At 64.7% G+C, this 18819-nt stretch carries 19 protein-coding genes and 1 riboswitch; of the genes, 11 read left to right on the top strand and 8 right to left on the bottom strand.

The window, feature by feature from the left end:
- Position 1: 1 nt before the first annotated feature.
- The 3 genes from ACX3OZ_RS04555 to znuC are packed head-to-tail and all read right to left on the bottom strand — an operon-like array spanning position 2 to position 2013.
- Positions 2 to 415, bottom strand: a complete 414-nt coding sequence (locus ACX3OZ_RS04555; RefSeq protein WP_459096597.1) for a Fur family transcriptional regulator — start codon at positions 413 to 415, stop codon at positions 2 to 4.
- Entirely contained in the window at positions 405 to 1223 is an 819-nt protein-coding gene (locus tag ACX3OZ_RS04560) for a metal ABC transporter permease (protein ID WP_459096733.1), read from the bottom strand. The genes ACX3OZ_RS04555 and ACX3OZ_RS04560 overlap by 11 nt, the downstream gene beginning before the upstream one ends.
- A complete protein-coding gene (znuC, locus tag ACX3OZ_RS04565) occupies positions 1213 to 2013 on the bottom strand; it encodes a zinc ABC transporter ATP-binding protein ZnuC (protein WP_459096598.1) in 801 nt (266 codons plus the stop codon). The genes ACX3OZ_RS04560 and znuC overlap by 11 nt, the downstream gene beginning before the upstream one ends.
- 186 nt (positions 2014 to 2199) lie before the next feature.
- Between znuC and ACX3OZ_RS04570 the strand changes: the two genes are divergently transcribed.
- Entirely contained in the window at positions 2200 to 3144 is a 945-nt protein-coding gene (locus ACX3OZ_RS04570; RefSeq protein ID WP_459103919.1) for a zinc ABC transporter substrate-binding protein, read from the top strand.
- A 131-nt stretch (positions 3145 to 3275) separates the two neighbouring features.
- Here ACX3OZ_RS04570 and ACX3OZ_RS04575 read toward each other — a convergent pair whose 3' ends face one another.
- Positions 3276 to 3632, bottom strand: a complete 357-nt coding sequence (locus ACX3OZ_RS04575; RefSeq protein ID WP_459096600.1) for a DMT family protein — start codon at positions 3630 to 3632, stop codon at positions 3276 to 3278.
- A gap of 94 nt (positions 3633 to 3726) precedes the next feature.
- The gene (locus ACX3OZ_RS04580) at positions 3727 to 3981 is read right to left on the bottom strand and encodes a DUF2164 domain-containing protein (protein WP_459096601.1); all 255 of its coding nucleotides are present in this window, start codon (positions 3979 to 3981) and stop codon (positions 3727 to 3729) included.
- Positions 3982 to 4137: 156 nt separating this feature from the next.
- A riboswitch (cobalamin riboswitch) is annotated at positions 4138 to 4378 on the top strand.
- Positions 4379 to 4417: 39 nt separating this feature from the next.
- Between ACX3OZ_RS04580 and ACX3OZ_RS04585 the strand changes: the two genes are divergently transcribed.
- From ACX3OZ_RS04585 to cobO, 5 genes are read left to right on the top strand one after another with little or no spacing between them, the layout of a single operon-like run.
- Positions 4418 to 4603: a CbtB domain-containing protein gene (locus ACX3OZ_RS04585; protein WP_459096602.1), complete on the top strand. Its 186-nt coding sequence runs from the start codon at positions 4418 to 4420 to the stop codon at positions 4601 to 4603.
- 22 nt (positions 4604 to 4625) lie between these two features.
- Positions 4626 to 5357 (top strand): CbtA family protein, encoded by a 732-nt coding sequence (locus ACX3OZ_RS04590; RefSeq protein WP_459103920.1) that lies wholly within the window; start codon positions 4626 to 4628, stop codon positions 5355 to 5357.
- Positions 5354 to 6412: a cobalamin biosynthesis protein CobW gene (gene cobW, locus ACX3OZ_RS04595; protein WP_459103921.1), complete on the top strand. Its 1059-nt coding sequence runs from the start codon at positions 5354 to 5356 to the stop codon at positions 6410 to 6412. Before ACX3OZ_RS04590 ends, cobW begins: the two co-directional genes overlap by 4 nt.
- Positions 6413 to 6433: 21 nt before the next feature.
- Positions 6434 to 10171, top strand: a complete 3738-nt coding sequence (gene cobN, locus ACX3OZ_RS04600; protein ID WP_459103922.1) for a cobaltochelatase subunit CobN — start codon at positions 6434 to 6436, stop codon at positions 10169 to 10171.
- Positions 10168 to 10809: a cob(I)yrinic acid a,c-diamide adenosyltransferase gene (cobO, locus tag ACX3OZ_RS04605; RefSeq protein ID WP_459096606.1), complete on the top strand. Its 642-nt coding sequence runs from the start codon at positions 10168 to 10170 to the stop codon at positions 10807 to 10809. Before cobN ends, cobO begins: the two co-directional genes overlap by 4 nt.
- Positions 10810 to 10997: 188 nt before the next feature.
- Here the strand turns inward: cobO and ACX3OZ_RS04610 are convergent, their stop codons facing one another.
- Positions 10998 to 11468, bottom strand: a complete 471-nt coding sequence (locus ACX3OZ_RS04610; RefSeq protein WP_459103923.1) for a hypothetical protein — start codon at positions 11466 to 11468, stop codon at positions 10998 to 11000.
- A 43-nt stretch (positions 11469 to 11511) separates the two neighbouring features.
- Positions 11512 to 12411: a cation diffusion facilitator family transporter gene (locus ACX3OZ_RS04615; RefSeq protein ID WP_459103924.1), complete on the bottom strand. Its 900-nt coding sequence runs from the start codon at positions 12409 to 12411 to the stop codon at positions 11512 to 11514.
- 278 nt (positions 12412 to 12689) lie between these two features.
- On the opposite strand from ACX3OZ_RS04615, the gene ACX3OZ_RS04620 reads away from it, so the two are divergent.
- The gene (locus ACX3OZ_RS04620) at positions 12690 to 13169 is read left to right on the top strand and encodes a cobalamin biosynthesis protein (RefSeq protein WP_459103925.1); all 480 of its coding nucleotides are present in this window, start codon (positions 12690 to 12692) and stop codon (positions 13167 to 13169) included.
- On the opposite strand, the gene ACX3OZ_RS04625 is transcribed toward ACX3OZ_RS04620, so the two are convergent.
- Positions 13103 to 13831, bottom strand: coding sequence for a cobalt-precorrin-6A reductase (locus ACX3OZ_RS04625; RefSeq protein WP_459103926.1), 729 nt, complete (start codon positions 13829 to 13831; stop codon positions 13103 to 13105). The genes ACX3OZ_RS04620 and ACX3OZ_RS04625 overlap by 67 nt on opposite strands.
- Before the next feature lie 176 nt (positions 13832 to 14007).
- Between ACX3OZ_RS04625 and cobA the strand changes: the two genes are divergently transcribed.
- The 4 genes from cobA (at position 14008) to cbiB (ending at position 18767) form a co-directional block, all read left to right on the top strand.
- A complete protein-coding gene (gene cobA / locus ACX3OZ_RS04630; RefSeq protein WP_459103967.1) occupies positions 14008 to 14772 on the top strand; it encodes a uroporphyrinogen-III C-methyltransferase in 765 nt (254 codons plus the stop codon).
- Positions 14765 to 16054: a cobyrinate a,c-diamide synthase gene (locus tag ACX3OZ_RS04635; protein WP_459103927.1), complete on the top strand. Its 1290-nt coding sequence runs from the start codon at positions 14765 to 14767 to the stop codon at positions 16052 to 16054. The genes cobA and ACX3OZ_RS04635 overlap by 8 nt, the downstream gene beginning before the upstream one ends.
- Before the next feature lie 8 nt (positions 16055 to 16062).
- Positions 16063 to 17511, top strand: a complete 1449-nt coding sequence (locus ACX3OZ_RS04640) for a cobyric acid synthase (RefSeq protein WP_459103928.1) — start codon at positions 16063 to 16065, stop codon at positions 17509 to 17511.
- Positions 17512 to 17804: 293 nt separating this feature from the next.
- On the top strand, positions 17805 to 18767 hold the full coding sequence (gene cbiB, locus ACX3OZ_RS04645) for an adenosylcobinamide-phosphate synthase CbiB (RefSeq protein ID WP_459103929.1): 963 nt from the start codon (positions 17805 to 17807) through the stop codon (positions 18765 to 18767).
- Positions 18768 to 18819 lie beyond the last annotated feature (52 nt).

The raw sequence follows: 18819 nt of genomic DNA on the forward strand, positions 1-18819 counted from the left end.
GCTAGGCCGCCACGCCACACGCCGCGCATTTGCCGCGGATTTCCATCGTCGTGCGCTCGGCGGTGAAGCCCTTGGCATTGGCCCAGTCGCCCAGCCGTTCCTCGATCACTGCGTCGGTGAATTCATCCACCTTGCCGCAACCGTCACAGATGGCGAAGGCGATCAGCCCCTTGCGGTGGCAATCCGCGTCGGCACAGGCGACGAAGGCGCTGAGCGATTCCAGCCGATGCGCCAGCCCGCGCTCCACCAGCTTGTCCAGCGCCCGATAGACCTGCAACGGCGCGCGCAGCCCATCGCCGCGCAGCCGGTCGAGAATGTCATAGGCGCTCAGCGGCCCCACCGAATGGGTGAGCGCGCCCAGCACCAGGCCCTGATTGCGCGTCAGATCGCTCGGAACATCGTGACTATGTGCCATGGGTTTGCCTCCTGCCGAACAATAGCGTCACTGGTACCGTCAACGACACCAGGAATAACATCAAGGCCATCACCACGATGGACGGCCCCGATGCGGTATCCCATTGCCGCGAGCCGAACAGCCCGCCGACTACGGCGATAGCGCCCAGCACCGCCGCCACCACCGCCATCATTTCCGGCGTGCTGCTGAGCCGCCGCGCGGTTGCGGCCGGGATGATCAACAGCGCGGTGATCAGCAACACGCCGACCAGCTTCATGGCGATGGCGATGACGCTGGCCATCAGGATCATCAGCACCATCCGGCTCGCCTCCGGCCGCAGCCCCTCGGCCTCCGCCAGTTCGGCGCTGACGGTGGAAGCCAGCAGCGGCCGCCAGGCCAGGATCAGAATGGCGAGAATGGCCACCCCGCCGCCATAGATAATGGCGATATCCTCCACCGAGACGGCCAGAATATCCCCGAACAGAAACCCCATCAGATCAATGCGTACGCTGGTGAGGAACCCCACCAGCACCAGCCCCACGGCCAGCGTCGAATGGCTGAGAATGCCGAGCAGCGCATCGGTCGACAATGTCGCCTGCCGTTGCAGCACGATCAGCGCCCCCGCCACCAGGGCCGCCACGGCGAACACGCCCAGCGTCATATTCATCGACAGGATGATGCTCAGCGCCACCCCGAGCAGCGCCGAATGCGCCATGGTGTCGCCGAAATAGGCCATGCGCCGCCACACGACGAAGCAGCCCAGTGGCCCCGCCACCAGCGCCAGCCCCACGCCGGCGATCAGCGCGCGGGAGAAATAATCACCGAACATGGTCATGCTCCGCATGGTCGTGGTGAGCATGGTCATGATCGTGGTGGATATGCCCATCCGCGTCATGCTCATGGTCGTGATGATGCTGGTAGATCGCCAGCGACCCCGCGGCCCGCTCGCCGAACAGCTTGAGATATTCGGGGCTGCGCTTCACCGCCGAGGGCGTGCCCCGGCAGCACACATGGCCATTGAGGCAGATCACCGTGTCGGTCTCGGCCATCACCACATGCAGGTCGTGCGAAATCATCAAGATCCCGCTCCGCGTCGTGTCGCGGATCTGCCGCACCAATTCGTACAGCGCCACCTCGCCGGAAAAATCCACCCCCTGCACCGGCTCGTCCAGCACCAGCAGATCGGGCTTGCGGATCATCGCCCTGGCAAACAGCACGCGCTGGAATTCCCCGCCCGACAGCTCCTGCACGGCCGCCTTGAGCAGCCGCGTCGCGCCTACGGCTTCCAGTGCCGCGTCGATAGCGCTGGGCGAATGCTGCCCGGTCAGCGTCATCAGCCGCTCCACCGTTAGCGGCAGCGTCCAGTCGATGCTCAGCTTCTGCGGCACATAGCCGATGCGCAGCCCCGGTTGGCGCGTCACCGTGCCCATGCTGGGCTTGAGCACGCCGGTCGCCAGCTTGGCGGTGGTGGATTTGCCGGAGCCGTTCGGGCCGATCAGCGTCACGATCTCGCCGCGCGCAATGGTCAGATCCACCCCGCTTACCAGCGTTCGCCCGCCACTGGTTACCCCGGCATTGGTCAGCGTGATCAGCGTTTCTCGCGGCACTGTTGCGCTCATTGCGGTCTCGGTTCTGTCGCACCCTCCCCAAGGGGAGGGACGGGGTGGCAGTCTGTCGTCGTGGCCGGTCGTCGCGAAAAATCTGCACTGACCGGTCTTGACGGCGCTAAATACGTTATAGCATAACATCGCGGCAAGACGTAATAACATAACATATCACGACATCCCAGACCGAAAGTCACGCTGATGCAATTGCTCGCCCCTCTCGCCCTGCTGTCCACGGCCCTGCTCACCACCAGCGCCTGGGCCGCGCCCAGCGTGGTGGCCTCGATCAAGCCGGTGCATTCGCTGGTATCATCGGTGATGGAAGGCGTGGGTGAGCCGACGCTGATCGTCAAAGGCGCTGCCTCGCCGCATAGCTACGCCCTCAAGCCCTCCGACGCCGGCGCGCTCGAGGCCGCCGATATCGTGTTCTGGACCGGCCACGGCATGGAGATGTTTCTCGCCGATGCGCTGGTCACCCTTGCCGGCGGCGCAACGGTCGTTGAACTCGCCGACGCCCCGGGCATCACCCTGCTGCCGGTGCGCGAAGGCGGCGCATTTGACGCCCACAGCCACGAGGAGCATGGCGACCACGAAGATGAGCATGCAGAGCATGAGGCGCATGAGGAACATGGCGAAGGCGACATGCATTTCTGGCTCGATCCGCAGAACGCCGCGCTGATGGTCACCCAGATTGCCGCCACCCTGTCAGAGGTCGATCCGGAGAATGCCGGCACCTATGCCGCCAATGCCGCAACGACCATCGCCGGCCTCGACGCCCTCGAAGCCGAACTCACCGCCACGCTGGCGCCGGTCGCCGACCGCCCTTTCGTGGTGTTTCACGATGCCTATCAATATTTCGAGACCCGCTTCGGCCTGACCCTGGCCGGCTCGGTCACTGTGACGCCGGATGTGATGCCCGGCGCCGCGCGGATTGATGAACTCAAGGCCCGGGTCGCCGAACTGGGCGCCACCTGCGTCTTCGCCGAACCCAATTTCCCGCCCAGCATCATCGCCGCCATCACCGAAGGCAGCGCCGCCAAGGCGGGCACGCTCGATCCAGAGGGCAGTGCGTTGGACGCCGGGGTGGAGCTTTACCCCAATCTGCTACGCGGGTTGGCGGCTGATATGGTGGATTGCTTGAAGTAGATCCTCGGAGCTCCCACCACGGTGTCATCCCGGCCTCGAGCCGGGGCCCATCTTGAGATCTCAGGATGGGCCCCGGCTCGAGGCCGGGGTGACACCGAGAGTGTGGTTACGGCAGTGGCTATCAACAGCCCCTACTTCAACGGCCCCTTGAAGATGAAAAACGCCCCCAGCCCGATCAGCACGAAGCCGACGCCGTGGTTCAGCGTCAGCTTTTCGCCGAAATAGAACACCGTGAACACGGCGAAGACCGAGAGGGAAATCACCTCCTGGATGGTCTTGAGTTCGGAGGGCGAATAGACCGCGCCGCCGATCCGGTTGGCCGGCACCGCCAGCCAATATTCGAAAAACGCGATGCCCCAACTGATCAGCACCGCTATCCACAGCGCCGAACTTGGCCATTTCAGATGGCCATACCAGGCAAAGGTCATGAAGATGTTGGAAGCGAGCAGCAGCCCGATGGGCGCCAGGGTGGCGACGTTGAAGCCCAAGGCTTCCTCCTAAAGACGACTGCTCTTCACTACCCGCTGTGTCATTGTCGCGAAAGCGGCAACCTGCGTTTTTTAGCGGTGGTGAGAGCGCCGGTCAGCGTCGATGCTTGGTGGGTTGCTCAAGCCCGTACAGATCGTCATGCAGGGAATCCATGCGGTCCTTCAATGCGGTCTGCGCATCATAGACGCCGCGATTGTAGTAATAGGCGCCCATCTTGTCGGCAAAGAAGGCCATCAACATCTCGGCTGGGATCGCCCCGATGTCCTGATCGAGATCGTTGCGGAAGTAATCCTGGATTTCGGCGACGATGGCCTTGGTTTCCTCGCGGCTGAATTTGATGGGCTTCATGTGTCCAATCTCCTGAGACCTGTTGGATCGGGTTCTAGTGTGAGTCGATGCTGCCTTGGGGCGGCAAATCAGCCCGCAGGGGTTCCCCGCGGGCTTGACCCGGCGGCGGTTTTCCTAGCAACGGCGACCTGACGTTGCACTTCGCGCCATTTGGTGGCACACCAGACCTGTGTTGGTTCCCGAAGGCCGTTGAGCCGGAGGGATACCCAGCCTGAAGCCCAAGGCGGCAGGCTAGAAAAGGGAACACGGTGCGACGTACCCATCAGGGCGCAAAACCGTGGCTGCCCCCGCAACTGTAAGCGGTGCGTGCCCTCTCATGCCACTGGCGAAAGCCGGGAAGGCGAGGGCACTATCTCCACCGCGAAGCCAGGAGACCTGCCAACACGCGAGCCGGGCTCAACGCCCAATAACTATTCCGCGCACGGAGGGTGCTGCCATGAATACTGCGACCACTACCTCGACTGGCCTCCAGTCGCTCTCGATTTCCCAGCGTCTCATTGCCGGTTCGCTGGCGCTCATGCTTGGTCTGACCCTGCTGGTCGGCACCGGCTTTGCCGGCGATTTCCGCCTGCATAACGGCGCCCACGACACCCGCCACGCCATGGGTTTCCCCTGCCACTAAGGCAGACCACGAGAGAATAATCATGATCCGCAATTTGTTTGCCGCTGCGATTTTCGCAGCGCTGGCCGCTGGCCTATTGACGGCCGCGATCCAGCATTTCCGCGTCACCCCGCTGATCCTGCATGCCGAAACCTTCGAGGGCGACGGCGGCCATAGCCACGGCGACGCCACCGAAGAACACAGCCATGACGCTGCCGCCGCCGAGGCCGAGGCAGTGGAGGAATGGGCGCCGCAGGACGGCTTTGAGCGCACCGCTTACACCACGCTCGCCACGGTGCTCGCCGCCGCCGGCTTCGCGCTGGTCATCGGCGCCGTCTCGATGTTCGCCAATATCCCGATCACCTTCGCCAACGGCTTCCTCTGGGGCATTGCCGGCTTCATCACCTTCTCGCTGGCGCCGGCCTATGGCCTCGCCCCCGAATTGCCCGGCATGCCCGCCGCTGAAGTCTTCCCCCGCCAGCTCTGGTGGGCCGGCACGGCGCTGGCCACCGGCGCGGCGTGCCTGCTGCTGGCCAAGACCCGCGCCGGCTGGGCTTTTGCCGTTGCCGCGGCGTTGGTCGTCATCCCCCACATCATCGGCGCGCCCGTCGGTCCCGATGAGCCGAGCGCCGTCCCCGCCCATCTCGCCACCGAATTTGCCGCCATCACTTTGGGCACCTCGCTGGTGTTCTGGCTGGTGCTGACCACGGTGTTCGGCAAGCTCAATGATGTTTTCGCTGCTCGCAGCACTAATCTGGTTGGAGCCCGCGCATGACCACCAAAATCCCCACCACCGTCATCACCGGCTTCCTCGGCGCCGGCAAAACCACCCTCGTCCGCCACCTGCTGGCCCACGCCCCCAAGGGCAAGCGCATCGCCCTGATCATCAATGAATTCGGTGATCTCGGTGTCGACAAGGACATCCTTGCCGGTTGCGGCGACGACACCTGCCGCGAAGAGGATATGGTGGAACTGTCCAATGGCTGCATCTGCTGCACCGTGGCCGATGAGTTCATTCCCACCATGCAGGCGCTGCTCGCCCGCCCGGACAAGTTCGATCACATCGTCATCGAAACCTCTGGTCTGGCTTTGCCCCAGCCGCTGATCCGCGCCTTCAACTGGCCGGAAATCAAGGCCCAGGTCACCATTGACGGCATCGTCACCGTCGCCGACGCCTCGGCGCTGGCCGAAGGGCGTTTCGCCTCCGACGAAGCCGCCATCGACGTGCTGCGCCGGCAGGACGAGATGCTCGACCACGAAACCCCGCTGGGCGAATTGTTCGAGGACCAGCTCTCGGTCGCCGATCTGGTGATCCTCAACAAGACCGATCTGGTCGATGCGGAAACGCTGGCCAAGGTGGAAGCCAATCTGCGCGCCGAACTGCGCCCCGGCGTCGGCCTGCTGCATGCCCGCAACGGTCATGTCGATATCGCGGCGCTGCTCGGCATGGGCATGGGCAGCGAGGACGACATTGCCAATCGCCCCAGCCACCACGAGCTGGAGCATGGCGGGGAAACCCACGAGCATGACGATTTCGACAGTTTTTCCATTCGCCTGCAATCGGTTAGCGGCAAGGACGAATTGCTGGCGGTGATCGAAAAGACCATCCGCGAGCATGACGTGCTGCGCCTCAAGGGCTTTGCCGCCATTCCCGGCGCCGCTGCCCGTCTGGCGATCCAGGCCGTCGGCCCGCGCGTTACCGCCTATTTCGACCGCCCGTGGAAAGACGGCGAAGTGCGCGACACCGCGCTGGTGGTGATCGGTGAGCAACCGCTCGACCGGGCTGCCATCACGGCCAGCCTCAATCAGGCCGCTGCCGTCGCGGCCTGAGATAAAAAGGCCTGACGCAACATGCACTTACTCTCCGCCCAGGCCGGGGCCATCCAGCAGGAAGGCGAGGCCATCGACCTCGCCCAGCGCCCCGGCGCGCTGGTGTTTGCCTCCTCGGCCGACAGCGAATTGGCCATGCTGGCCGGCGCTGCCGACCGGGCGGGGGAGGGTGAAATGCGCCTCGCCAACACGCTGCGCCTGTCCAATAATCTGTCGGTCGATCTATGGCTGGAGCAGACTGTTGCGCATGCCAAACTGGTCGTGCTGCGGCTGATCGGCGGCGCGGCCTATTTCCAATATGGCGTCGACGAGCTGACGGCATTGTGCAGCAACCGCAAGATTCCGCTGGTTTTGCTGCCCGGCGACGCCAACCCCGATCCGATCCTGCAAGCGCGCTCCAGCGTCCATCCTGACGACTGGATGCGCCTGCATTCCCTGTTCGTTGCCGGCGGCCCCGACAATGCCGAGACGATTTTGGCGGCGTTCAACACCCTAGGCGCGAGCCAGCAGCCGCTGGCAGCAAGCTTGCAGTTTTCTGGTGGTTTTCTGACTGAGCTGACGCCGCAGCCCTTCGCTCGCTTCGGCCTTTGGCATCCTGCGCTCGGCATGACCGACGAAGCTGGCTTGCGCGCGCTGCATCCAACCGTTCCAGACGCGCCCCATATCCCTATTCTGTTCTATCGCGCTGCGCTGGAAGGCGCCGGCACGGCGACCATCGCCGCGATCATTGCGGCGCTCGAAGCGCGAGGGCTGGCCCCGGTGCCGCTATTGGTCTCCTCGCTCAAGGAAGCGGCCTGCGTTCGCTTCGTGCAGAATGCGCTGAGCGCCTTTCCGCCGGCGGCGGTGTTCAACCTCACCGGCTTTGCGCTGGGCATTGATGGGCTCGACGCCAAGGCCAATCCGTTTTCGACCAGCGACGCCCCGGTACTGCAACTGATTCAGACCGGCCGCTCGGAAGCGCAATGGCAGGCTGACATCCAAGGGCTGAGTTCCAAGGACATGGCGATGTTCCTGGTCATGCCTGAGGTGGATGGGCGGATCGGCGGATTGATCGTTGGGCACAAGGCCGACGCGGTTTGGCACGAACGCTGCCAGGTGCCGTTGACGGCTTATACGCCGGATGCGTCGGGGATTGAGCGGGCGGTGTCGCTGGCGGCGAACTGGGCAAGGTTGCGGGCAACGCCACGCGGTGAGCGGCGGATTGCGTTGGTGTTGGCGAATTATCCGCTGCGCGATGGACGATTGGCCAATGGCGTTGGCTATGATGCGCCGGCGTCGACGGTGGCGATTTTGCAGACGCTGGCGGCGGCGGGTTACACGCTGGACCTGTCCGGTGCACTGACCGCTGCCGATCTCATCGCCGCCCTGCAAGCCGGGCCGACCAATGCTGAGCCGGGGCGGGGTTCGTCTGCGGCGCGGTTGAGTCTTGGGCGGTATGGTGAGTTGTTTGCTCAGTTGCCTGACGCCATCCAGTCGGCGGTGACGGCGCGTTGGGGCGCACCAACGACCGACCCCTTCCTGCGCCTAGACAGTTTCCACCTCCCGGCGCTGATCTTTGGCAATGTGGCCATCCTGCTCCAGCCCGGTCGGGGCTATCAGCTGGATGAAACGCTCAGCTATCACGACCCAGTGCTGGTGCCGCCGCATGCTTATTTGGCGGCGTATCTGTGGTTGCGGCATGAGTTTGGCGCGCAGGCGCTGATCCATAATGGCAAGCATGGGACGCTGGAATGGCTGCCGGGCAAGGCGACGGCGCTGGATGCGGCGAGCTATCCGGATGCGCTGTGGGGGCAGTTGCCGCATCTCTATCCGTTCATCGTCAATGATCCGGGCGAGGGCACGCAGGCCAAGCGTCGGACTGGCGCGGTGATCATCGATCATCTGGTGCCGCCGCTGACGCGGGCGGAAACCTATGGGCCGCTCAAGGACCTTGAGGCGCTGCTCGATGAATATTACGCGGCGGCGGGGATGGATCGGCGGCGGTTGGTCGATCTCAAGCGGCGGATTCTGGATTTTACCCGCGATGCGCGGCTGGATCGGGATATCGGGCTGCCGGAGGATGAGACCGAGGCGCTGATCAAGATCGATAATTTCCTGTGTGATCTGAAGGAAGCGCAGATCAGGGATGGGCTGCATGTGTTCGGGCAGTCGCCGCAGGGGGATTTGCAGCGCGATCTGATCGTGGCCTTGGCGCGGGTGCCGCGTGGGGAAATCGCCGGTGAAGCGTCGTTGATCCGGGCGTTGGCGGATGATCTCAAGCTGGGGTTTGATCCGTTGATGGTCAAGCTCGGCACTCCGTGGGTGGGGCCAGACGTGGCTGGCGCGGGTTCTCTGCGCACGCTGGGCGATGTGGTGGAACTGCTGGAAAATCTGGCGGCGGAGCTGGTCGATGGCCGAGCCGTGCCCGAGGATTGGGCTGCTACCAAGGCGGTGCTGGAGACGGTGGAAAGCACTATCCGGCCGCGTCTGGCTGCGTCGGGGCCGGCGGAGCTGGCAGCGTTGCTGGATGGGCTCGATGGCAAGTTCATTGCGCCGGGGCCGTCGGGGGCGCCGTCGCGCGGGCGGTTGGATGTGTTGCCGACGGGGCGGAATTTTTACTCCATCGACTCGCGGGCGGTGCCGACGCCGACGGCTTGGGAGCTGGGGCAGAAATCTGCCGAAAGTCTGGTGCTGCGGCATTTGCAGGATCATGGCCATCATCTGCGCGCGGTGGCGCTGTCGGTGTGGGGCACCGCCAATATGCGGACGGGCGGCGATGATATCGCGCAGGCGCTGGCATTGGTCGGCGCGCGGCCAACCTGGGACCCGGGTTCGCTACGGGTGTCTGGCTATGAGATCATTCCGCTGGCCAAGCTGGGGCGGCCGCGGGTGGACGTCACCTTGCGGATTTCGGGGTTTTTCCGCGATGCGTTTCCGGCGCAGATTGCGCTGGTGGATCGTGCCATTCGGGCGATCGGCGCCCTGGACGAGCCGACTGATGATAATCCCATCGCCGCCCGCATGCGCAGTGATGCGCTGGGGCTGATGGCCGAGGGGCAGTCCGAAGGTGACGCCGGGCTCGCTGCCGGACACCGGATTTTTGGCTCCAAGCCGGGCACCTATGGGGCCGGGCTCAATGCGCTGATCGATTCCGGCAGTTGGACCAGCAAGGCCGATCTCGCCCAGCGGGCGCTGGATTGGGGGCAATATGCCTATGGCGCACAGGCCGACGGCACGCCGCAGCGCGAGCGCTTTGCCGCACGGCTCGGCGATATCGATGCGGTGATCCACAATCAGGATAATCGCGAGCATGACCTGCTCGACAGCGATAATTATTACCAGTTCGAGGGTGGGCTTTCCGCCGCCGCCGAAACACTGAGCGGGGTCAAACCCGCCGCCTATCACAATGATCATTCCCGTCCCGAGCGGCCGGTGATCCGCACGCTGGAAGAGGAAATCTCCCACGTGATGCGCTCGCGGGTGGTCAATCCGAAATGGATCGCCGGCATGATGCGGCATGGCTATCGCGGCGCGTTTGAAATCATCGCCACGGTGGATTTCATGTTCGCCTATGCCGCCACCACCGGCGCGGTAAAGACGCATCATTTCGATCTGGCTTTTGAGGCGTTTGTCGAAAGTGACGCGGTGCGCGAGTTTATCCGCGCCAGCAACGCCCATGGCTATGACGAACTGCTCGCCAAGTTCAACGAGGCCCGCCAGCGCGGGCTGTGGACGCCGCGTTCCAATTCCGCCTTTGCCTTTTTGGAGGATTCCAGATGACCGATAAGCCCGTCAAGAAAACCGACCTGATGAGCGAAGCCGAGCGCGACGCCTATCACGCCGAAAAGATGAAGAAGAAGCGCGAGGCGCGGAACAAAATTCTGGCGACCAAGACCCAGGAAAAGGGGCTGCTGATTGTCCATACCGGCAAGGGCAAGGGCAAATCCACCGCCGCTTTCGGCATGGTGTTCCGGGCGCTGGGGCATGGCTTCAAGGTGGGTGTGGTGCAGTTCGTCAAGGGCGTCTGGGAAACCGGCGAGCGCGACGTGCTGATGAAGTTCCCCGAGCTGGTGACCATCAACGCCATGGGCGAGGGCTTTACCTGGGACGTGGCCGACCGGCAGCGCGACCTGGCCGCCGCCCGCAAGGCCTGGGAACAGGCCAAGGTGTTGATCAACGATCCGAGCAACAAGCTGGTGCTGCTCGATGAGCTGAACATCGTGCTGCGCTATGACTATCTGCCGATTGAGGAAGTGGTCGAGTTTCTGCGCAACAAGCCGGTGGATACGCATGTGATCGTCACCGGGCGCAATGCCAAGGATGAGCTGATCGAGATCGCCGATCTGGTGACGGAAATGACCGAGATCAAGCATCATTTCCGCGCCGGGGTTAAGGCGCAGGCGGGGATTGAGTTTTAGGGGAGCTTCGCTCCTTGGACCGGCGATCTGGAGTCGAACTGAGTGTATCGGTTCTTTCGCCTCCCTCCCCCCTGAGGGGAGGGAATGAGGGAGGGGGTCGTCCAGTTGGCCACGAAACGACCCCCACCCCGGCCCTCCCCTCAAGGGGGAGGGGGCGCATTGTGCATGCGGGGTGTCTTCGGCAAGCCCTAGCAGCCATCACCGCGCAATGACCGCGTCAGGCGGTTGATGTCGGTTTCCATCTCGGCGGAATCCCGCACCGAATATTCTACCCGGAACGCGGCATAGCTGGACCCATCGCAGAGCATGACCATGCGCTGGTGCAGGATGCGGATGCCTTTGAGGGCGGAGAATTCGGCCCAGCGCGGCGTGGTGGTCTGGCCGGTGATATTCCAGGCGTCAGCTTCCGCTTCGGCCGTCGCCGCACTCACCTCGGTCTCGAAATCATCGAGAAAATAGCCGCCCCAGACCACGAGGCCCGCCGCTGCGTCGAGCTTCTGAAAGCCCTGTCCATCGCCATTGTCGCTGAGATCGCTGCCGGTAAAGCCCGGCGGAATGTCGACGCCATAGCCGAAGCGGGGATTGTCGTAGTGATCCCAGCCCTGGGCAAAAGCGGGGGTGGTGAACAAAGCGAGGAGCAGGGTGAGGAGAATGCGCATGGCGGGAATCTGCCAGCGGCGGGGCGTTGGTGCAAGCCCCGGCTCACACCACCACGATGCCGGCATGCTTGGCTTTGTTCTCGGGCTCGACATGGATGGTGATCTGCACGTCTTCCACTGTTTCGCGCAATTTGGCTTCGATCTGGTCGCAAATGCTATGCGCCGCGTCGACGCTCATGGCGCCGGGCACCACCAGATGGAAATCGATGAACACCAGCTTGCCGGCCTGTCGGGTGCGGATGTCATGCGCTTCGATGGCGCCATCGGCATTGGTGGCGATGACCTCGCGGATGGTTTTCTGGGTGTCGACCGGCACGGCGACGTCCATCAGTCCGCCGACGCTGGAGCGGATGACGCCCCAGCCCGACCACAGGATGTTGAGCGCCACCAGCCCGGCCAGCAGCGCATCGAGCACCGCCCAGCCGGTGATAAACACCAGCGCCAGCCCGACCAGCACGCCGATGGTCGACACCACGTCGGTCAGCAAATGCTTGCCATCGGCTTCGAGCGCCGGCGAACGCACCTTGCGGCCATGCCGCATCAGCACAAAAGCCCACACCGCATTGATCGCCGTGGCCACCGCGCTCACCACCAGCCCCTGCACCGGGGCCTCGGGAAGCGCCGGGCTCAGCACGCCGAGCACCGCCTCGCGGAAAATCAGGATGGCGGCGACGATGATCATCACGCCGACAATCACCGCCGAGAAATATTCGGCCTTGTGATAGCCATAGGGCAGGGCGGCGTCGGCCGGCTTCTGCGCCAGCCGCACCGCGATCAGCGCCACGATGGCGGTCACCACATTGACGATCGATTCCAGCGCGTCCGAATAGAGCGCGATCGAGCCGGTGATATTCCAGGCGAGGAATTTCAGCCCCAGCACCACCAGGCCGACGACAAGGCTCGCGGCGGCAATGGCCAGCGTTCGGTTTGCAGTGATGCTCACAATAGCGATTTCCGATTGGTCGATATTGCCCATAACCGCTCCGCGGATCGAGGGCAAGTCGTTGAATTTGCAAATCATTTTCAGAAGCATTCTGATCTGGCCGGCGTCTGGCGCAAGCCATTGATTGACCACGCGCTTCTGCCCGCCTAGAACCAGATTGGCGCAGAGTTCCGACAAAGGAACTGAAACAGAATCCGGTGCGGTCGACCCAAATCGGGGACCAAGTCCGGAGCTGCAACGGTCTTGAGTGAACCTGCCTCTTGCTTTGAGAGGCGATGATGACGACGGGAACGACACTGCCCCACGGGGCCAGGCTGGTGGCCGGTATCGGCTGCAACAGCGCCGCGAGCGCCGATGAAATCGTCGCCTTGCTGGACCGCTGCCTCGCCAGACTGGGGGTCGAGGCCTCCGCTCTCACCGCCATTGCCAGTCACAGTCGCAAATCCGGTGTCGTCGCGCTGATGGACGCTGCCAGCCATTTCGATGTGCCGCTGCGTCTGCTGGGTGACGGTGAGCTGGCCGAGGACATGCCCACGCCGTCCGAGGTGGTTTTTGCGGCGATCGGCCGGCTGTCCATTGCCGAAGCGGTGGCGGCTGCGGCGGGGCAGTTGGTGCTGGCCAAGCAGAAATCGGCTTATGCCACCTGCGCCCTGGCGCTCTGTCCGGCCGATTTCGATGCGCTGAGCTTTGGTCAGGCGTCGCGCTGGAGCGCTTCGATGGCGGCGTCGAGGCTGTCGACTTCCAGCGCCGGGCCATAGGCAGGGCGCGCGATCATGATGATTTTTACGCCCAGCCTGCGGGCCGCTTCGAGCTTGGCCGCCGTCTGCGCGCCACCGGAATTCTTGGTGACTAGATGAGTAATGTTCTCGCGCTGCAGCAGCGCCAGTTCAGCGTCGAGCGTGTAAGGCGGGCGCGATTGCAGCAGGCGCGCATGCGGCGGCAGCTTTTCGGCCGGCGCCTCGATGGTGCGGACCACGAAGTGGCAATCGTCGCGTTCGAGAAACTGCTCCAGCCCGGTATGGCCGGTGGTCAGCAGCACTTCGGCATTGGCGGGCAGGGCGGCGGCGGCCTCGGCGGCATTGGCCACGGTCAGCCAGTCATCGCCCAGCTGTTGCTCCCAGGCCGGCCGCATATAGCGCACCAGGGGCACGCTGATGGTCTGCGCCGCTGCCACCGCATTGATGGAAATCTGCCCCGCATAGGGGTGGGTGGCATCGACCAGTCGCTCGATCTTGGCGATCCGCAGATAGGCCGCCAGCCCCGGAATGCCGCCGAAATTGCCCATGCGCAATTCGCCTTGCGGCAATTTGGGGTCCTGCGTGCGCCCGGCCAGCGAGGTAATCACGTCATGGCCCAGCGCCACCAGCCGGTTGGCCAGTTCGCGCGCTTCGCCGGTGCCGCCAAGGATCAGAATCTTCATCGGTTTTGCGTTTCTCCTGCCTTCCAATGTGCCTATTCCGATAGCCGCTCACAAGGCCAACCCGGGGCCGCTCTGCGCGATCCCTCCTGCCGAGGCCCTGCCTGATGCTCAACTGGTTCAAACGCCGCCGCACTGCCGGCCACTTCGCCCGGCTCGATCACGCCGATTTTCCGGCAATGCAGCCCGGCACGGTCTGGCTGGTCGGCGCCGGTCCCGGCGGGCCGGGGCTGACCTCGCTGCTGGCGTTTCATGCGTTGGGGCAGGCCGATGTCATCGTGCATGATGCGCTGGTGTCGCCCGAGCTGCTGGCCATGGCGCCGCGCCACACACAGATCGTCTTTGCTGGTAAGCGCGGCGGCAAGCCGTCGCCGAAACAGGCCGATATCACCCTGCAACTGATCGAGCTGGCCAAGGCCGGCAAGCGGGTGCTGCGGCTCAAGGGCGGCGATCCCTTCATGTTCGGGCGCGGCGGTGAGGAGGCCGGGGCGCTGGCGCGGGCGGGGGTGAAGTTCCGCATCGTGCCGGGCATTTCCTCGGGGCTCGGCGGGCTGGCCTATGCCGGCATTCCGGTGACCCATCGTGACACCAATCATGCGGTGATCTTCCTCACTGGGCACGACGAAACCGGCGCGGTGCCGCAGGGCGTCGATTGGCCGGCCATCGCCAAGGCGGCTCCGGTCATCGTCATGTTCATGGCGGTCAAACATCTGGGCTCGATCTCGCAAAAGCTGATCGCCGCCGGCCGCGATGGCAATGAGCGCCTCGCCATCGTCTCGCATGCCGCGACACCGCAGCAGGCAGTGATTGAAACCACGTTGGCCGCAGCTGGGACGCTGAGTGATGTGCCGACGCCCGCCATTATCGTGCTGGGGCCGGTCAGTGCCTATCGCGCCTCGCTCGATTGGTATGTCGACGCCGCCAGGAGGCATATTTTTGGCTAAGGGCCTCGTCATCGCCGCGCCGCGTTCGGGTTCGGGCAAGACCGTGATCACCCTCGGCCTGCTGGCGGCTTTGCGCCAAAGCGGCGTGGTCGTGGCCCCCGCCAAGACCGGGCCGGACTATATTGATCCGGCGTTTCTGGCGCGGGCGGCATTGCGCGAGGCGGTCAATCTTGATCCGTGGTCGATGAGTGGCGCGCGGCTCAAAACGCTGGCCAGCACGCAGGCGACCGGCGCCGATCTGCTGCTGGTCGAGGGCGTCATGGGCCTGTTTGATGGCGCGGCCGACAATACCGGCTCCACCGCCGATCTGGCCGAATTGCTCGAGCTGCCGGTGGTGCTGGTGGTGGATAGCGAGCGGCAGAGCCAGTCGGTGGCGCCGCTGGTGGCCGGCTTTGCCAATTGGCGGCCCGGCGTGCGCATTGGCGGCGTCATCCTCAACCGGGTGGCGTCGACCAAGCATGAGCGCATGCTGGTCGAGGCGCTGGCGGCGACGGGCATTCCTTGCCTCGGGGCCATTCCGCGCGATCCGGCGCTGGTGGTGCCCGAACGTCATCTCGGCCTGGTGTTGCCGGGGGAGATGGCGGCTTTTGCTGGTTTTATTGACGCCGCTGCCACGGCCATCGGCACCTATGTCGATCTGCCCCGCCTGCAAGCGCTGGCCGCGCCATTGCCCGAAGCCGATGCGCCGTCCGCGCCGCTGCCGCCACTGGGCCAGCGCATCGCCATAGCCCGCGACGACGCCTTTGCCTTTGCCTATCCGCATCTGCTGGATGGCTGGCGGGCGCTGGGGGCCGAATTGAGCTTTTTCTCGCCGCTGGCTGATGAAGCGCCCGGCAGTGATTGTGACGCGGTGTTTTTGCCGGGTGGTTATCCCGAATTGCATGGCGCGACCCTCGCCAATGCGGCAAATTTCAAGGCCGGGCTGGTCGCGGCGCGCGACCGCGAGGCGCTGCTCTATGGCGAGTGCGGTGGCTTCATGGTGCTGGGCGAAATGCTGGTCGACAAGGCCGGGCAGGGCCATGAAATGGCCGGGCTGCTGCCGGTGACCACGCGGATTGATCGGCCCAAGCGGATTTTGGGTTATCGGCGGTTGGTGCAGTCCGGGGCCTTGCCGTGGCCGGGGCGGCTCAATGGCCATGAGTTTCACTATTCGTCAGCCAAGCAATCCCGCCTGCCGCCGCTGTTTGCGGCGACGGATGCACGGGGCGAGGCGCTGCCGCCAATGGGGGCGGCGATTGGGCGGGTGATGGGGTCGTATGCGCATGTGGTGGATGGGGCGTAGGGCTGATCATGGCTAAATCCCTGATGTTCATGGGCACCGGCTCCGATGTCGGCAAATCGCTGCTGGTGGCTGGGCTGTGCCGGGCGCTGGCCAATCGTGGGCTGCGCGTGGCGCCGTTCAAGCCGCAGAATATGAGCAATAATGCCGCCGTGACCGCCGATGGCGGCGAAATCGGCCGGGCGCAGGCGTTGCAGGCGCGGGCGGCGCGGCGAGAGCCGATTACGGCGATGAACCCGGTTTTGCTCAAGCCGGAGCAGGAGACCGGCTCGCAGGTGGTGGTGCGGGGGCAGCGCCGGGCGTCGATGTCGGCGCGGCAATATTGGGCCGAGCGCGGCAGGCTGATGCCCGAGGTGCTGGCCGCGTTTAACGAGCTGGCCGAGAGTGCCGATATCGTGCTGGTCGAGGGCGCGGGCAGCGCTTCGGAGGTCAATCTGCGGGCCAATGATCTGGCCAATTTTGGTTTTGCCCAGGCGACGAAAGTGCCGGTGGTGCTGGTGGGGGATATCCAGCGCGGCGGGGTCATCGCCGCCATTATCGGCACCTTTGCGGTGATTGCGCCCGAGGATGCGGGGCTGATCCGGGCCAGCCTGATCAACAAGTTTCAGGGCGATCCGGCGCTGTTTGCCGATGGGGTACGCTTCATTGCCGAGCGGAGCGGCGTGCCCTGTCTGGGGCCGGTGCCGTGGTTTGCTGACGCGGGGAAACTGCCCGCCGAAGATGTGCTGGCGCTGGAGGATTACAGCACGGCTCGTTCGGGTGGCTTCACCATCGCCGTGCCGCGCCTGCCGCGGATTGCCAATTTCGATGATCTCGATCCGTTGCGGGCCGAGCCCGGGGTGACGCTGGTTCTGGTCGAGCCGGGGCAGGCTTTGCCGCGCGATGCCGATCTGGTCATCCTGCCGGGGTCGAAAGCCACGCGCGGCGATCTGGCGGCGCTGCGGGAGCATGGCTGGGATATCGACATTGCGGCGCATCACCGGGCCGGGGGGCGGGTGCTGGGGATTTGCGGCGGCTATCAGCTGCTGGGGCGCTCGATTGCCGATCCGGATGGGATTGAGGGCGCGCCGGGGACGAGCGCGGGGCTGGGGCTGCTCGATGTCGAGACGGTGCTGACGCCGGTCAAGCAATTGCGGGTGGAGCAGGCCCGTCATGTGGCGTCGGGGGAGGCGATCAGCGGCTATCATATGCATATGGGGGTGACTGAGGGGCCGGACCGGGGGCGGCCGTTTGCGCAGGTCGGGGCCGACCATGAGGGCGCCGTGAGCGCGGATGGGCGGGTGGCTGGCACCTATCTGCATGGGCTGTTTGCGGCCGACCCGTTCCGGCGGGCTTTTTTGGGCGATGGGGCCAGTGCGGATCTGGCCTATGAAACCAGCATCGAGGCAACGCTGGATGCGCTGGCGGCGCATCTGGAAGCGCATTTGGATATCGACGCGTTGCTGGCGCTGGCGGAGTAGGCGTCACTATTGCCGTCTTGGTGTGCCTGGCCCCACCCACCCTCTATCCCTCCCCATCAATGGGGAGGGAGGCGCCAGCGCCAGCGTCCGTGCTCATCGTCTCCCTCCCCCTTGTTGGGAGGGATCAAGGGTAGGGGTGTCACGCGCGCCGAGCTCGCCATCTCAGGATGGGTCCCGGCTCAAGGCCGGGATGACATCAAGGGTGTGGGAGCGCTGGGGCAAAGAGATTCCCGCTTTCGTGGGGATGATGCAGTGGTTAGGTAGGGCGGCTGAATATTGGGTCCGGAATCATCATGCACGCCTTTATCGCTCCCCTCGCGCTGCTGCTGGAACGCTGGCTTGGCTATCCGCCGCGGCTGCTGGCGCTGATCGGTCATCCGGTGGTCTGGATCGGCCGGGGCATTACCTGGCTGGAGCAGGGCGTCGACAAGCGCGAACGGACACCGCGCCAGCGCCGTGACGCCGGCATTCTGACGCTGGCGATGCTGCTGGGGGTGACGCTGGTGATCACTATGCTGGTGCAGCAATTCTTGCGCAGCATCCCGTTTGGCTGGGTGATGGAAATTCTCGTGGCCACGCCGTTTCTGGCGCAAAAGGAACTTGGGCGCGCCGTCGAGGCGGTAGCTACCGCGTTGCGGACCTCGCTGGAGGCTGGGCGGGAAGCGGTCAGCCATATTGTCGGGCGCGATCCGCAGGCGCTGGATGAGGCAGGGGTGGCGCGGGCTGCTATCGAAACCCTGGCCGAAAGCACGTCGGACGGCGTGGTGGCGCCGTGGTTCTTTCTGGTGCTGTTCGGGCTGCCGGGGATCGCCGTCTACAAGGCGATCAACACTGCCGATTCGATGATCGGCCATCTTAATGAGCGCTATCGCGACTATGGCTGGGCGGCGGCCAAGCTGGACGATGTGGTCAACTGGATTCCGGCCCGGCTGACGGCGCTGTTGATCACCGCCGCCTGTTTCATCACCCCCCATGCCAGTCCGTCGAAGGCCTGGGCGATGGCGCGCCGCGATGCGCGCAAGCATGAATCGCCCAATGCCGGCTGGCCGGAAGCCGCCTTTGCCGGCGCGCTCGGCTTCGCCCTGGGCGGGCCGCGGAGTTATGACGGGGAGCTGGTCGAGCTGCCGCAGTTTGGCGATGGCAAATCGGCGCTGGTGGGGAGTGATATCCTGCGGGCGCTGGTGCTGTATCGCAGCACGCTCAATGTGCTGCTGGGGGTGAGTGTGGTGATTGGGCTGCTGGTGTTTGTGGCCTGAGGGACTCTTTCTTCTCCCTCCCCCTTGAGGGGAGGGCCGGGGTGGGGGTGTC

The organism is Devosia sp. A369, assembly GCF_054489345.1.